The sequence below is a fragment of the Polyangiaceae bacterium genome (assembly GCA_020633235.1).
GTDB lineage: Bacteria > Myxococcota_A > Polyangia > Polyangiales > Polyangiaceae > JACKEA01.
The window spans coordinates 321,197-335,445 of the sequence record JACKEA010000002.1 but is presented as its reverse complement, the minus strand read 5'-3'; the positions used below and the strand labels follow the sequence as shown (position 1 = coordinate 335,445).

The following is a 14,249-nucleotide window of genomic DNA, read 5'->3' as shown; positions in this document are numbered from 1 at the left end:
CGCGGTCGTGTCCAGCAACACCCAGCCGCGGCGGCGACCGAAACGGCGCTCGGGCCGTCAGATCGTGGAGAGCATCCTGGATGCGGCCCGCGCGATCTTGGTCGAGCAGGGGTTCGACAAGCTCACCACCAACAAGATCGCGGAGCGTGCCGGCGTGAGCGTCGGTTCGGTGTATCAGTACTTCCCGAACAAGCAGGCGGTGGTGGCGGGGCTCACCCAACGCATCAACGACGCCATGCTGCTCCGCTTGCGAGAGGTGATGGCTGCGGAGCTCTCCACGACGGAACGCCTGCGGTCGGCCCTCGACGTGCTTTGCTCCACGAGCGTCGCGGATGCCGAGCTGAGGCGCGTGCTGCTATTGCACGTTCCCCGGAGCTGGGAGCACACCGGCATCGTCGACGCGGAGCGCGAGGTGCTCGAGGTGGCACGAGGCTTCGCCCGGGAGCTCGCGCCGGATCGCTCGGACACGGAGCTCGAGGATTGGATGCACGTGATCATCTTCGCCACTCGGGGTGCGGCGCAGGGCGCACTTTTGTATCGACCCGCGCTATTGGAAGAGGGCCGCCTCACCGCGATACTGCTGGACATGTTCTTGGCCGCGAAACCTGAGCAAAGTCAGGGTCCATCGCGCTAAGCGCTCGGATTCGAGAAGGATTTTCGGCTTCCTAGCGCGAGTTTCGACGTCGGGCTTCGGACGCTAGCTTCGCTTCGAGGAAATCATGCGAGGCGCGAAGATCCTGGCTTCGATGGCGTGCGTGTTGGCCCCGCTCGGTTGTGGGGACGGGGAATCCCCGGCCGAGGTGGCGAGTAGCGGGGGCGCGGGAGGACAAGCGGGAGCTGGCGGCGCGGTGGGCGTCCAAATCTCAGGGTTGTCTGCGCCGGTGGAAGTGTCCTTCGACGATCGCGGCATCCCGAGCATGAGCTGCCAGACCAACGCGGACTGCATCGCCACGCTCGGCTACTTCCACGCTCGAGATCGGTTCGTGCAGATGGACCTGCGCCGCCGGATCAGCACCGGCAGGCTCAGCCAGGTCATTGCCGAGGGCCTCAGGAACGCGGCGCTGAACATCGACGTAGAGAACCGCGGCCGCTACTCCACGCGAACGGGCGAGCCGCTGGAGAGCTCGATCGTCGAGAAGTCCGACGCCGAGACCCAGGCGATGATGGAAGCCTACAGCCGCGGCGTGAACGCGTGGATCGCCGACGTGAAGGCAGGACGAAACGGCGCGCAGTTCCCTCGCGAGTACCAGCACACCGGTCTGCTCGACTACGACGCTGCCCGCATCCCGGAGTGGACTCCGAGCGACTGCGTGGCGACGATCCTGGCGCTCGTCGACTCCCTCACCAATCGCGCGGGTGTGGAGATCGAGCGAGGTCGGCATCGGGCCGAGCTCAAGGCACGCTTCGGCGACGTCCAGGGCGAGACGATGTTCCGCGACCTGTTCGACATCCGGCCCGACATCGATTCGCCCATCTTGCCGGGCTTCGGCAGCGCCACGGCGTCGCTCTGGCACGCGCCCAATCGATCCGTGATCAGCGGCAATCCCGCTCTGCCGCCGGGCCCCGGGCCTCACCGCGGCCTTCTGGATCCGCTGCTCCCGAGCCCGGAGCGGGAGACCGGCATCGGTTCCAACAACTGGGTGGTGAGCCCGGACAAGAGCGCGACGGGCAACGCCTTCCTGTCGAACGATCCGCACCTCGGCATGAGCAACCCCGCCCTCGCGTACTTGGCTCAGCTGGACAGCAAGACCCACGGCACGGGGGACTTGCACGTGGCGGGCATGACCTTTGCGGGCATGCCCTTCGTGCTCATCGGTCAGAACGAGCACTTGGCCTGGGGCGCGACCAACAGCAACTTCGACCTGACCGACGTGTACGTGGAGGAGGTGAGCGCGGACGAGGGCAGCGTGACCTTCAAGAACAGCCAAGTGCCCATCATCGAGAAGAAGGTGAGCTTCACTTTCTCCGACGGCAGCTCGGTGGAGCGCGAGCTCCAGTTCGTTCCGCATCACGGCCCCGTCTTGCCACGGAAGAGCGCGAGCGATCCGATGATGACGCTACGCTGGACCGGCAACGACATCGACACCGACGTGAACTTCCTGATGAAGCTGGCCAAGGCCAAGGACGTCTTCGAGGCGCAGACGGCCCTGAAGAGCATCACCGGTGTGGGCTCGAACTGGGTCGTCGCCGACGTGTCCGGTAACATCGGCTATTTCCCCTACAATCGCGTGCCGAAGCGCCCCTGGGCCACGGGGTACTCGCCGGCCAGCGGTGTGGAAGCCGTACCCTGGTTGCCGCTGGACGGCCGTGGCGACTTCGAGTGGGAGAGCTACTACTCGTACGACGAGCTGCCGCAGGTCATCAATCCGGATCTCGGCTACGTGGCGACCGCCAACAATGACATGACCGGCGCGCTGTTCGACGGCGATCCCACGGACGCGCCGCACGGCGTGTTCCAGACGAACATCGAAGCGGGATATCGGCATCGGCGCATCATGGACTTGCTGGGCGCCACGGATGCTCACGACATGGCGAGCATGGAGGCGTTGGTCTCCGACACTCACTCGCTGATCGGTGAGCAGCTGGTCCCGCACTTGCTGACGGCCGCGAGCTCGCTTTCCTTGTCGGCAGCAGGGCAGAAGGTCCTGAGCGCCCTGGCGCAATGGAAGTTTGGCTGCCCGACGGGCCTGACGGGAACGGACGGAGCCAAGGCGCCGCTCGTCAGCGACGCTGCGGTGCTGCAAGAATCCGCGGGCTGCGCAGCGTTTCACGTGGTGCTGTTGGACATCAACCACGCCACGGTGGACGACGAGGGCGTGATCGGCGAGCGCGGGCCGAACCTCGTGGTCGTCAAGATGCTGAAGGGGGAGCCGACGCTGGAGGGCGGCGAGTACTGGGACGACGTGGATACTCCGGTGGTGGAGACCAAGGACGACATCCTCACGGCCTCCTTCGACGCAGCGGGCGAGTATCTGGTGAAGGCGTTGGGGGACGACGAAACCCAATGGGCCTGGGGTCGGATCCACACCGTGACCCTGCGTTCGGATCTGGATACTGCCAGCGGCGGCCTGGTGCACGACTTCAACGAGTACGGCTTCGCCAACGACGGCGGCATGTTCACCGTCGACGTTGCCAATCCCACCGACGACATCACGCAGGCGGAAGGCGCCGCCATGCGCTTCGTGTGCGAGGCAAAGCCCGATCGGCCGCATTGCACCATCCAGCTGCCGGGGGGCGAGTCCTCGCATCCCGACTCCCCGCACTACCTGGACATGCTGCCCGACTACTTGGCCAATGTTTCCCGACCCCTGCCCATGGATGTCGATGCCGAAAGGGAGTCCGCCGAGACCACGATGGTCCTGACCCCCGCGCCCTGAAGCCTCAGAAGTCGTCCGCGACCGGCCATGAGCCCTCGCTCTCGAACCGGTCCCACACGTCCGTGATGCCGTAGTCGGGGTCGTCGATGCCGTCGAAGTAGCCGTCTTCGATGCTGCGGGCGTGCTGATAGTCGATCTCGTCGTAGGCCAACGTGACGTGGGCAACGTGGGAGTAGCCCCGCGCACCGTGCTCTTCGCAAACGAGACCGACCAGGTCCAGCGCCTGCATCAGGCCGCGAGAGTCGCTTTCGTCCGTCTCGTCGTAGAGCAGCACCAGCGTCTTCGCGTTCGGCCACTCCACGGTCCACGCGGCGTGGCCCTGCCACTCGTCGAGGATCTCGCTGACGGGCGTGTCGCCCCACTCTTCGTCGCCGCCGGGCTCGCCACCTTCCGGCAGTGTCACCGCGCGAAGCGCGCTTTCATCCATGCCTTCGATGCGGATCAGCGCGTTGAACATGGGCGGAAGATACCACCGAGATTGGTGCCCAAGGTTGCCAAAGGTGTCGGACGTTCGCGACGGGGATCGCGCCGGGCCAACAAGAAGATCGGAAAGCGCGGCGAAGTGCGAGGCCGGGGCGTGCCTCGTTCTCTCGGGAGATCCGTGCTAAGTCGCGCGCCTCATGGGCGCATCGTTCGAGGTTCCGGAGAAGCTGCCGCTCGCCGAGCAGCGCGGGCAGACCTTCCCGCGGCTGGTGGAGCTGATGCAGCAGTTGCTCGCGCCGGAGGGCTGCCCCTGGGACCGCGAGCAGGATTTCTCCACACTGCGGCGCTACGTGCTGGAAGAGGCGTGCGAGGTGATCGACGCCATCGACAGTGGGGATTTCGACCACTTGTGCGAAGAGCTCGGGGATCTGGCGCTGCAGGTGGTGTTCTTGGGGGAGCTCGCGCGGCGTGAAGGGCACTTCGGTCCCGACGACGTGGTGCGCGAGATCTGCGACAAGCTGGTTCGCCGCCATCCCCACGTGTTCGGCGATCTGGACGTTGCGGATGCGGACGAGGTGTTGCGGAACTGGGAGGCGATCAAGGCCAGCGAGAAGGCGGAGCGACCGCTCTTGGCCGGGGTCCCTCGCTCGCTCCCCGCTCTCTATCGCGCGCAGCGCATGAGCGACAAGGCGAGCCGCGTGGGGTTCGACTGGCCGGACGGGCGCGGCTCCCGGGACAAGGTGAGCGAGGAGATCCGCGAGCTGGACGAGGCCGTTTCTTCGGGAGACGCGGAGCGCATCGAGCACGAGCTCGGAGATCTCTTGTTCGCGCTGGTGAACCTCGCGCGGCACCAGAAGGTGGACGCGGAGATCGCCTTGCGCAAAGCTGGGGATCGCTTCGCGGCGCGCTTTGGTCACGTGGAGGCGCGGGTGAAGGAGCGCCACGGCGGTTGGCCGCAAGGGCAGGACGCAAAGCCTGGCCGCGGCATTTCCCTCGAGGAGCTGGACGGCTACTGGGACGAGGCCAAGCGAGCGGGGAAATGAGCGACGAGGCCACGGACCTGCACCCCCTCGGGCGCCTGCCGGAGGATTGGCAGCCAGTGCTGGCGGCGCTCGGGGAGCCGCCGTATCGCGCGCGGCAGGTGTTCCGCTGGCTCCACAACGGCGGCGCCACCGACGTGGGTAGCATGACCAACCTGCCGCGGGCGCTCCGGGAGCGGCTCCGGAACCTGGATCTGTCGCTGCCCGCCGAGGTGCTGGACGTGCATCGCGCGGCGGACGGCACGCGCAAGATCGTGCTCGGCATGGCGGACGACGCGCGCGTGGAGTGCGTCGTGATCCCGATGACCAAGGAGCCCTCGGCGGATGCGGACGTGGCCGCCGCGCCGGACGACGACGAGGACGAGGAGAGCGAGCGGCGCCAGCGGGTCACGTTGTGCATCTCCACGCAGTTCGGCTGCGCCATGGGCTGTACCTTCTGTGCCAGCGGACGCGCCGGGCTCACCCGCGGGCTCACGGCAGCGGAGATCGTCGCTCAGGTGATGGTCGCCAAGAGCCACCTCGAGCCGAACGAGTACCTGCGGAATCTGGTGTTCATGGGCATGGGGGAGCCGCTGCACCACTACGACGAGACGGCCCGGGCGATCCGACTGCTCACCCACGCCGAAGGCCACGACATGAGCCCGCGCCGCATCACCGTGAGCACCGTGGGGCTGGTGCCGGGCATTCGTCGCTTGGGGCAGGACTTCGACGGCAAGGTGGGGCTTGCGGTGTCGCTGCACGCGCCGGATGACGCCACGCGGGATCGCATCGTGCCCATGAATCAGCGCTACCCGATCCGGGATCTGCTGCAGGCGTTGCGCGAGTACCCGTTGCCGCGACGCCGTCGCATTACCATCGAGTACACGCTCATCGACGGGCAGAACGACGGCGCCGAGCACGCGCGCGCTCTGGCGGCGCTGCTGCGGGGGCTCAAGGTGAAGGTGAACCTGATCCCGATGAATCCGGTGGAGGGATCGGGGCTATCGGCTTCCAAGCCGGAGGTGGTGGCACGCTTCCGCGAGGCGCTGGCCGGGGCGGGGCTCTCGTGCTTCGTGCGGACGCGCCGGGGGGACGACGTGAGCGCGGCCTGCGGGCAGCTCGCGATGAAGGGTGGGGACGTTCCTGCGGAGCGGCTGCGGGGCATTCGGCGACAAGGTCGCTGAGGCGTTGTTCGCCCGGCGGCTTGGCGTATGCTGGCGCCGATGGCCGACAAGAGCCCCGTGGAACGTGCGCGTGAGTGGATGGACCAGGACCCGGATCCGGAGACTCGAGCAGACCTTTTGGCGCTGATCGACGCCGGCAACGAGACCGAGCTCGCGGAGCGCATGCACGCGCCGCTGGAGTTCGGCACCGCCGGCCTGCGCGGCGTGGTGGGCGCGGGCATCAATCGCATGAACCGCGCCGTCGTGATCCGCGCCACCCGCGGCCTGGCGGACCGGCTGTTGAAGGAACCCGACGCCCGCACCCTGCCGGTGGTGGTCGGCTACGACGGGCGCACCCACAGCCGGCAGTTCGCCGAGGACGCCATCGCCGTACTGGTGGAAGCCGGCATCCCGGTGCGCTGGTTCGACGGACCCACGTCCACGCCGATGGTCGCCTACGCGGCGCGGGAGCTCTCGGCCCAGAGCGCCATCGTGATCACCGCGAGCCACAACCCGCCGGAGTACAACGGCTACAAGGTGTACGCGCCGAACGCGGCGCAGATCGTCCCGCCGTGGGATACCGAGATCGCCGAGGCCATCGACGCCGTGGGGCCTGCGAAAGACGTTCCGCTGGCCCAGGACGCCCTCAGCCGGGCGGAGACGATTCCGGACAGTCTGTTCGATCGCTATTTGGCCGAGGTGGGCGCGGTGCGTCCCAAGATCGCGACGGACCCGAGCCTCACCATCGTGTACACGCCGATGCACGGTGTGGGCTGGCGCTTCGCGAAGCAGGCCTTCAGCTACGCGGGCTACGAACACGTCCACGTGGTGCCGGAGCAGGCGGAGCCGGACGGCCGCTTCCCGACGGTGCGTTTCCCCAATCCGGAAGAGAAGGGCGCGATGGACCTCGCCCTCTCCCTGGCAGACAAGCAGAAGGCCGAGCTCATCTTGGCCAACGATCCCGACGCGGATCGCCTGGCCGCCTGTGTGCCGACGGCGGCGGGGCGTTGGGTACAGCTCACGGGCAATCAGATCGGCCTGTTGTTGGCGGACTTCATGCTGGCGCACGCCTTGAAGGCGCCCCAGCCGCTGGTCGTCTCCAGCATCGTGAGCTCGCCCATGCTGGGTAGCATCGCCGAGGCGCACGGCGCGCGCTTCGAGCAAACGCTCACGGGTTTCAAGTGGATCGCCAACTGTGCCATGGATCTCGAGCGCGACGCCGGCGTGCGCTTCGCCTTCGGCTACGAAGAAGCGCTGGGTTATTCCGTCGGACGCATCGTGCGGGACAAGGACGGCATCAGCGCTGCGGTGCTGCTGGCGGATCTCGCGGCGCACCTGAAGACCGAGAACAAGACGCTGCTTGACCAGCTGGACGCCCTGTACCGCCGCCACGGGCTGTGGGTCAGCCTGCAGAAGAGCATCACGCGTCCCGGCAGCGAAGGGCTTGCGGAAATCGCGAAAGCCGTGGAGCACGTGGCGGCGAACCGCCCGGAGCTCCTGGCCGGCCAGGCCGTGACGGCCATGACGGACTATCGCAGCGGCGGCGACGAGCGTCCGCGCTGGCTGCCCGACACCAACATGGTGGGTCTGGCCCTGGGGCCCAAGGGCCGCGTGCTGGTGCGCCCCAGCGGTACCGAGCCCAAGCTCAAGATCTACGTCGATCTCGCCGTGGAGGTCTCGGCATCGGCGAGCGTGCGGGACAAGGAGGCCGAGGCCCTCGACACCGCTCGCGCCATCGCGGATGCGGTGGCCGAGCATGCGGGGCTCGGCGCGGAATGAGCAACACAGGAGGACTCGACATGCGGAAGCTCATCTTCACCACGACAGTGGCGGCAGCGTTCTTGGCAGCGAGTGCGGCAACGGCGGAGCCCCGCCTCGGATACAAGGGCGACGCGGCGCTGTCGGCGGATCGCATGATGGGGTTCACCTGGTCCCGAGCTCACCGAGAGTTCGGCGGCCAGTCCGAAACCGTGAACGTTACCGGTGCCACGTTCATGTGGCGCGGCCGCGCGCAACCAACGCCCTTCGAAGCACCGCGCTTGTCGTTCGACTACTTCGTCATCGATTCGCTGAACATCGGCGGGACGGTAGGATACGCTTCCTATGGTGACGACGCAGATTCGGAGCATTTCCTCCTTGCGCCGCGTGTCGGCTACATGTTCGGGATCTCCCAGGCTTGGGGTTTCTGGCTCCGCGGTGGCCTGACATATCACTCCGTGAACGGGCCCGGGAACAACGGCGACGAAGACGGCATGGCGCTCACCGCCGAGGGCATGTTCACGGTCACGCCGGTGGACCATTTCGGTTTCACCTTCGGGCCGACCTTCGACATGGACATCACAGGCAGCGCGGGAGACGCGGACCAGACCTACCGGAGCTTCGGCATCAACGCCGGCCTGGTCGGCTGGTTCTAGTCGTTCCTTTTGTTGGCGCGGCGCGGAAACGTCCCGCGACGGGCGTCGCGCCGCGCCAACATCAAGCGGACGCTGACGGTCGGCAGGGCGGTCCGCGGTCCGGCGCGCTATGCTCGTCGATCATGGCGGCACGATGGGCGGTGTGGGCGTGTGCGGTGGCGCTCGGGCTCGGCGCGGGCGTGGCGTGCGGTGGCGGCTCGGACGACCCCGCCGGCGGCGCGGGGAGCGGCGGCGGTGGTAGCGGGGGCGGTGGCGGCACCGGCGGCAAGGTCGAGCCGGTGCCCCTGGAGCCCGGGCAGTACACCTACACCCTGGAAGAGAGCCCGGCGAACCTGCCGCTGTGGACGACGCCGGCCACCCACAAGATCACCACGGCGGATCTGCCGCCGGCGGAGAAGCGCGCCGGTGGCCTCGAGCTGAGCGCCGCGCGGAACGAGTTCGAGCCGGTGCAGCTCGCGTTCGGTCCCGCCAGCGGCAGCGTGACGGTGAGCGTCGCGCCATTTCCGGATCTGGGTAGCGGCCAGCGTGTGGAGCTTTCCACCCTACGCTACGAGGGCGACTGGGCGGAGTACCTCGACCCGATGGCGTCCGGCGGCTCCATCACGCTCAGCGGCGGACGCGCCGAGGCAGTGTGGCTCACGGTGTACGTGCCCGAAGGCGCACCCAAGGGCGAGCACACCACCACGCTCACGGTGACGCCGGCGGGCGGCAGCGCCATCGACATTCCGGTCACCCTCACGGTGTTCGACTTCTCGCTGCCCAAGGAGATCGGCTTCGCCACCCAGCTGAACGTGAACGTGCAGTCGCTCCGCGGCGGCGGCAGCGTGGATCAGGCCAAGAACCTGCTCTACGAGCACCGCATGACGCCCAAGAGCGTGACCTGGCCCAGCGGTTTCAACTGGGGCATCACCTGGGACAACGGTCAGCCCGGCGCCTGCACCACGTTCTACGACGAGCCGAATGACGGCGAATACTCGATCAAGCTCCTGTCCAAGAAGTACATCCTGGGAGAGGGCTGGAATGGCGTCGGTTTCCCCAACGCGATGATCTTCCAGTTCGTCGATAACTCCACGCCCCGGCCGGACAGCTTCTGCGGCATTCCGCGGGGGGACGCCTTCGGCAGTGCCGCCTACAACGCGGAGTGGAGCGAGTTCCTCGGCGCGCTCAACACGTACCTGGTGCAGAACGGCCTGGAGAAGAAGGCCTACTACTACGTGCAGAACGAGCCGCAAGATGCCGCCGACGACAAGCTTGCCGCGCACTTGTGTCGACTCACCAAGCAAGCGGCGCCGGATCTTCGCATCGCCATCAGCGAGCAGCCCAAGCCGAGCATCGCGGAGGACCCGGACGGCGCCTGCGGTTACGACATCTGGATCGCCTACATTCGCGACTACGAAGAGAAGTACGCCTGGCAACGTCAGAAGGACCACGGCGAGACGGTCTGGTTCTACAGCTTGGACCAGGATCCCGATCCGTACTTCAACCCCACCCGGGTCGACCGTCAGGGCATTCACGAGCGCATCATTCCGTGGGCGGCCTGGAGCCACCGCATCCGTGGCTGGGCGTACTACGACGCGAACCGCTTCTTCGACGGTAACCACCCGACGATCCGCGCGGAGCTGTTGCGCGAGGGCTTCGAAGACTACGAGTACCTGCTCTTGGCCAACGGCGGGCAGCCCCAGGTCGACGTGACCGAGGGCGCGGACGCGACCGTGAAGAGCGTCGCCGCCAGCATGACGAGCTTCACCAAGGACGTGGACGCGCTGATGGCATTGCGCCACGAGCTCGGGCGCTACATCGAGGGCTCCCGCACCACCTGGCCGGTGCTCTCGGTCTCGAACAGCGTACGCCCCCGCGGCGCCTACTACGTGAACTTCCAAGACCCAGCGGGCCAGCCCACGGCCGACCCCCTCGTGATCGACGGCAAGACGTACATGAAGGTGGGCTGGCAGCCGTTCGACGCGAAGCTCGGCCTCGGCTGGTCCGGCGAGAACATCGGAAATCCGTCGATCGCGCTGTTCGGCTTCGACGACGTGTCCGGCTACAGCGACGCGCAGAAGTCCTACGTGTACGACGACTACGGCCGCGACAACCTGTTCGAGTTCGCTATCGAGCCCGGCAAGTACCTGGTCACCGTCGGCGTCGGCCGCCCTGCCAAGGGCTACCCCGGGGATCCGCACAACGTGTCGGTGGAAGGGCAGAAGCTCATCGACGACCTCGTGACGACCGACGCCGCGCCCACCATCGAAAAGAGCACCACGGTGGACCTCACGGACGGCAGCATTTCCGTCGTGGTCGGCGGCAAGAGCGCCTCTACCGGTAATTGGGCCTACACGTTCCTGTCCTACCTGTGGGTCGAACCCGCGAATTGACGCGCCCGCAGCTCCCTGAGACGTCCAACCTGACGACCGACATCCCGACTCTCGCAGTGCAGATCCGTCGCCTGTTCGCCAGCGGACCTCCAAATGGATGGCTGCTCGGCTGGGACCGGGACAGGGGGTTCGACGACCTGTCCGCTTTGGTCGCTCCCCTCGCTGCGACGAACAACACCAGTTTCGACTACGCCTTCTGCAACCACTTCGAGGTGAGGCTGTCGCTGGCCGAAGAGCGCTACGCGGTGCTCACAGTGCTGACGAGCTTCGTGGCCGACGTCTTTTCGGTGCACTGGACCGTCTACGATCCCGGTGGGCAAGCGGGTCGCGTCGTGGGCCAACCGCCGGAAGGAAAGCGCATCGAGGCGGATGTGCGCGCCTGGCTCGGGCGACGGGGCTTGCGGGAGCTTCCCGACGAGCTGTTGCGGCAGCCCATTCCGGGCATCGAGCTCGAGCTCAGCGGAGCCGACGATGTGACCCTCGGCAAATGTCTGTTCCGCGACTCCGCGGGCTGACGGCCAGAGCACGCGGCGCTGTGGCCCACATTGGCGGCCGTGCGTACGGTGCGACCATGAACCGGGAAGAGCTCGCTCGGACGTGTGTGAATGGCTCTATCGAACGCTGGAAGCGGACCCTGCCGTCAGACCGAGGTAGGCGTCGCGACCACCAGAGCCAGCTAGCAGATTGCCAGCGCTGAATTCCTGCCAGGGGTGTGCTGGTGCGGTGCGAGCCACGGCGGCGGGGCGCGACGGGTATCGCGCCGGACCAACATTCCCTCGAGAAAACTGCGGGGAGGGCGTCAGTCTTGGTCGAAGGGGACGACTTCGACGTTCTCGAGGCCGTCGATGGCTTCACGGACGGGGCCGCCGATGTCGGACTCGGTGCCCACGACGGTGACCAGCAGATCTTCCGCCGAGAGACGGTGGCGGAGGGCGGCGTTGGCTTCCTCCAGCGTGACGGCCTGCACGCGATCCGTGTAGCTCTCGTAGTAGCCGGCGGGCAGGTCGTAGATCAGCGCGTCGAGCTCGAGGGCGACGCGTTTGGAGGCGGTGTCCAACGCGAAGGCGTGGCTGCGCACGAGGTAGCGCTTGGCCCAGGCGAGCTCCCGCTTGGTGATGCCGTTGTCGATCAGGTTCTTCAGCATGTCGAGCTCGACCCGGATGCAGGGCGCGGCGTCGGATGCTTTCGGGAAGGTCCACATGGAGAAACCGCGACGGTGGCGGTCGTAGGGCATGCTCGAATAGGCGCCGTAGGACCAACCCCGCTTGGAGCGGATCTCGCGGGTCATGCGTGCGGTGAAGGTGCCGCCGAAGACGGTGTTGGCGACGTGCAGCGCAATGTGATCCTGGTCGTGGGGGTGAGAGCCGGAACCCCCGATGAGGATCTGCGTCTGCGTGCGCTCGGGTTTGTCGACGATGACGAGGCGGCGGCCCTTGGCCATCACCGGATCGGACAGCTTGTCGGAGATGGCGGCGCCGCGGGACAGCCCCGAGGCGATGCGCTGGGCGACGGCTTCGGCCTGCGGGCGATCGATGTCGCCGGAGAAGGTAAAGACGAGGTTCTCCTGAACGAAGAGCCGCGCCCAGTGGCGGCGGACGTCGGTGTCGCCGAAGGCCTCGATGGTGGGGATGCGGCCGACGGTGGTGCGGCCGTAGGGGTGCCCTTCGTACAGCTTTTTGCCGAAGAAGTAGCGGGCCAGGGCACGGTCGTTGTCGCGGGCCTCGATGAGCTCCGCCTCGGACTCGCGCTTCAGGCGCTCGAGCTCGTCGGCGGCGAAGCTGGGCTCCGCGATGACCTCGCGCACCAGCTCCACCATGGGGTCGAGGGAGCGCGCGATGAAGGTGCTCTGGAAGCCGGCGGTGCTGTGGGAGGTGTCCACGCCCAGAGACCCGCCGAGTGCGTCGACGGCGATGTCTATCTCTTGCGGCGTCTTGCCGCCGCCCGTGCGGCGCATGAGGCGGCCGGTGAAGCGCGTGAGGCCTTCTTTCCCGTCGGGATCCTCGATGGCGCCGGTGCGCAAGGAGACCGCGAGGGAAACCAGCGGCAGCGCGCGGCTCGTTTCCACCAGGACGGTGGGAGTGATGGCGGTGGTGGTGACGGGGGCGGCGGCGGCGCTCACTCTGCGGCCTCCTGAGTGGCTTGGGCGGAGGGACGCACGAACACGAGGGTGCGCGTGGAGTCCGTGAGGTATCGACGGGCGACGCGACGCAGATCGCTCGGGCCCATGCGGCGCACGGCGTCCAGCCGCTCGAAGGCGGCGGCGGGGCGGCCGAGCACGGTGTCGAAGAAGCCGATGGTGCTGGCCTTGCCGTCCGCGGTCTCCAGCCCGGCAAGGAGGGAGAGCTCGAAGCGCGCGCGGGCGCGCTCGATCTCCGCGTCGGCGATGGGCTCTTCGCGCACCCGGGCGAGCTCCGCGTCCAGGGCGGCGAGCAGCTCTTCTGCGCTGTGCTCGCCGCGGGCGACGCAGAAGATCTCCGTCAAGCTCGGGTCCCGGAAGGGGCCGACGAAAGCGCGGACCTCGGAGGCCAGCTCCAGATCCCGGACCAGCTTCTGGTGCAGCCGGCTGGCGCGGCCGCCGAACAAGACCTCGATGAGCACGCTCATGGCGACGTGATCGAAGTCGCCGAGAGCCGGGCTCTTGTAGCCGACGCACAGCTTCTGCGTGGCCGTGGGCTTGTGCACCTCGCGCCGCCGCTCTTCGGTCTGCGCCGGCTCGGGCCTCACGTCTTCCGCGGGGACGTTGCTCGAGGGCAGGCTGCCGTAGGCTTCCTGCACCAGGCGGAGGAGTGTCTTCGCGCTCGCGTCTCCAGCCACCACCAGCGTGGCGTTGTTGGGCGCGTAGTAGGTTTTGTAGAAGTCGACGCAGTCCGCCGTCGAAAACGCCTCGATGTCCTGCATCCAGCCGATGGTGGGCCAGTGGTAGGCGTGGGTCGTGAAGGCGGTGGCCCACAGGATCTCACTGACGGCGCTCTCCACGTCGTCTTCCACGCGGTAGCGGCGCTCGTTGGCGACCACTTCCTTCTCGCTGGCCACCTGGGGGTCCCGCACCACCAGGCGGGACATGCGCTCCGCCTCCAGGCGCACGACCAGGCCGAGCTGACCCTTGGGGATGGCGACGTGATAGTTCGTCCAATCCAGCCAGGTCCCGGCGTTGCTTTCGGCGCCGGCTTCCTCCAGCTTGCGATCGAACTCGCCGGCCTTCAGGTTCTCGGTCTCGTTGAACATCAGGTGCTCGAACAGGTGCGCGAGCCCGGTCTTGCCGGTGACCTCGTGGCGCGAGCCGACGTGGTACCAGGTGTGGAACGCCACCACGGGAGCGCTCTTGTCCTCGCAGTGCAGGATCTCGAGGCCATTGCCCAGGCGGTAGCGCTCGACGCTGAGGCTGGGTCCAAACGGGCCGCTGCCCAGGTACTCGACCCGAGACAGCTCCGTGGCGCCGGCGTTCAGCTCGGCGAGGATCTTGTCGACGTTCTTCGGCATG

The 14,249-nt window shown here is 67.5% G+C and carries 11 protein-coding genes; 8 read left to right on the top strand and 3 right to left on the bottom strand.

Annotation, left to right across the window (positions count from 1 at the left end; translation table 11 throughout):
• Positions 1-7 precede the first annotated feature (7 nt).
• Together H6717_12030 and H6717_12025 are read left to right on the top strand one after the other, a co-directional pair.
• The gene (locus H6717_12030) at positions 8-634 is read left to right on the top strand and encodes a TetR/AcrR family transcriptional regulator (protein MCB9577740.1); all 627 of its coding nucleotides are present in this window, start codon (positions 8-10) and stop codon (positions 632-634) included.
• A gap of 85 nt (positions 635-719) precedes the next feature.
• Complete coding sequence (locus H6717_12025) at positions 720-3,377, top strand: penicillin acylase family protein (protein ID MCB9577739.1); 2,658 nt, start codon at positions 720-722, stop codon at positions 3,375-3,377.
• 4 nt (positions 3,378-3,381) lie between these two features.
• Here H6717_12025 and H6717_12020 read toward each other — a convergent pair whose 3' ends face one another.
• Positions 3,382-3,834 carry a hypothetical protein gene (locus H6717_12020; GenBank protein MCB9577738.1) on the bottom strand — a complete coding sequence of 151 codons (453 nt, stop codon included), beginning with the start codon at positions 3,832-3,834 and terminating at the stop codon, positions 3,382-3,384.
• Between the two features lie 163 nt (positions 3,835-3,997).
• On the opposite strand from H6717_12020, the gene mazG reads away from it, so the two are divergent.
• From mazG to H6717_11990, 6 genes are all read left to right on the top strand, one after another.
• Positions 3,998-4,843: a nucleoside triphosphate pyrophosphohydrolase gene (mazG, locus tag H6717_12015; protein ID MCB9577737.1), complete on the top strand. Its 846-nt coding sequence runs from the start codon at positions 3,998-4,000 to the stop codon at positions 4,841-4,843.
• Entirely contained in the window at positions 4,840-6,003 is a 1,164-nt protein-coding gene (gene rlmN, locus H6717_12010) for a 23S rRNA (adenine(2503)-C(2))-methyltransferase RlmN (GenBank protein ID MCB9577736.1), read from the top strand. Before mazG ends, rlmN begins: the two co-directional genes overlap by 4 nt.
• A gap of 39 nt (positions 6,004-6,042) precedes the next feature.
• On the top strand, positions 6,043-7,761 hold the full coding sequence (locus H6717_12005; GenBank protein ID MCB9577735.1) for a phospho-sugar mutase: 1,719 nt from the start codon (positions 6,043-6,045) through the stop codon (positions 7,759-7,761).
• 20 nt (positions 7,762-7,781) lie between these two features.
• Entirely contained in the window at positions 7,782-8,396 is a 615-nt protein-coding gene (locus H6717_12000) for a hypothetical protein (GenBank protein MCB9577734.1), read from the top strand.
• Between the two features lie 122 nt (positions 8,397-8,518).
• Positions 8,519-10,768: a hypothetical protein gene (locus tag H6717_11995; protein ID MCB9577733.1), complete on the top strand. Its 2,250-nt coding sequence runs from the start codon at positions 8,519-8,521 to the stop codon at positions 10,766-10,768.
• A 56-nt stretch (positions 10,769-10,824) separates the two neighbouring features.
• Positions 10,825-11,283, top strand: a complete 459-nt coding sequence (locus H6717_11990) for a hypothetical protein (protein MCB9577732.1) — start codon at positions 10,825-10,827, stop codon at positions 11,281-11,283.
• Between the two features lie 284 nt (positions 11,284-11,567).
• Here H6717_11990 and H6717_11985 read toward each other — a convergent pair whose 3' ends face one another.
• Both H6717_11985 and H6717_11980 read right to left on the bottom strand, forming a co-directional pair.
• Positions 11,568-12,887: an insulinase family protein gene (locus H6717_11985; protein ID MCB9577731.1), complete on the bottom strand. Its 1,320-nt coding sequence runs from the start codon at positions 12,885-12,887 to the stop codon at positions 11,568-11,570.
• A complete protein-coding gene (locus tag H6717_11980; GenBank protein MCB9577730.1) occupies positions 12,884-14,248 on the bottom strand; it encodes an insulinase family protein in 1,365 nt (454 codons plus the stop codon). The genes H6717_11985 and H6717_11980 overlap by 4 nt, the downstream gene beginning before the upstream one ends.
• Between the last annotated feature and the right edge of the window lies 1 nt (position 14,249).